Annotated in this window: 1 protein-coding gene; it reads right to left on the bottom strand. The window is 54.2% G+C overall.

The annotated features are described in order from the left end of the window. Positions 1 to 255: 255 nt before the first annotated feature. Positions 256 to 471 carry a hypothetical protein gene (locus JJB09_RS26495; RefSeq protein ID WP_201664095.1) on the bottom strand — a complete coding sequence of 72 codons (216 nt, stop codon included), beginning with the start codon at positions 469 to 471 and terminating at the stop codon, positions 256 to 258. Between the last annotated feature and the right edge of the window lie 721 nt (positions 472 to 1192).

The raw sequence follows: 1192 nt of genomic DNA, 5'->3' as shown, positions 1-1192 counted from the left end.
GCTTCCCGTCGCGGCGGTGAGATCGATTGCCAACTCGTCGGGGACCGGGTTAGCCTTGTAGGTCATTGTGTCTTCTACCTAGAAGGCCAAGCCGAGATATGAGGAACATTGGATAAAGCAGACAGGCGAGCAAGACCCTTTCGGCCTATGCCGAGGAGGCGTCTCGCCTGGATAAATGGCTGTGAGAGCGCAATGCCATCCCCGCTATTCCTCCGGCAAGTCATCCTCGTCATCAACATCGATATCGTCGCCCTCTCAGCCCGCGAACCCGCAGGCTTCCATGAATTGCCACGCACGCAGCCAATTGTTCACTTCGTTTATTTTGAGCGTGGAGATGTCCTCGTAGTTATCCTCGTCGCGGTCGTTACGTGCGTAGATCTGGTCCAAGAAATCAACATAGGCCTCACGGAACATGCCGGTCGGCCGAAACACGAAGTTGTGGCTGAAGACGACCTCCTGCGGGGATACCACGATGCTGCTCCATGTTGGGGTTTCTAGCTCCCCTCGGATGTTGAAGCTGTCCTTAACGGCACGGCCCGCTAGTCGTCTTTCATCCGCTTTTCAATCGTCCTCAACAATTTCCACGCAACCCCTGCCAGCTCATCCGCAAGTCGACGTGCCTCGTGAAATGGCATCGGACCGAGCGTCAGACGGATCAGTCCCGACTTACGCCCTCGTTTCGGAAGGCGCATCTGAAAGACATAGGAGTTGCGGCTCCGCGTCAGGTAGCGGCCCAAGGATGACTGGCGATTCTTGCTTTTCGGTTTCGAAGCGGAAATGATTTCCGATTCCGACTGTACTTCTGTATGTATCTCAGATTGTACATGAGTTAGTGTTTTTCTGGTTTCCTCACGACCAAATTCCCACGTTGGGGCAGTTATATCAGGATTTTGCTAAGCAAGCCAAGGACTTAAGATTAATTGGCGGAGAGTGGAATGCAACTTGGCGGAGTGGGTGGGACTCTCGTCAATACATGGGTTCTGAAGCGTCGTGCATTGCCAAGTTTTCTATGGTTCGACAGCCGAAATGCAATGCCCGTTGTCGCAGAGCCAGGGCTCCCATCGGCCCGAAGCGGCCTTTCACCAACTGGACGCGGCATGCCTCAAACCAAGCAAACCGCGCCCGAGGAAATTAGGAAAGCTGACCAACGAAAGCCCGGATATCGTCAGCAAGGAGTTTCGGAACTTCGAGG

Source organism: Phytoamicus setariae, assembly GCF_016722925.1.
Taxonomy (GTDB): domain Bacteria; phylum Pseudomonadota; class Alphaproteobacteria; order Rhizobiales; family Rhizobiaceae; genus Rhizobium_E; species Rhizobium_E setariae.
Note: the sequence above shows the minus strand (reverse complement) of the source record. Positions and strands in the feature narration are given on the sequence as shown.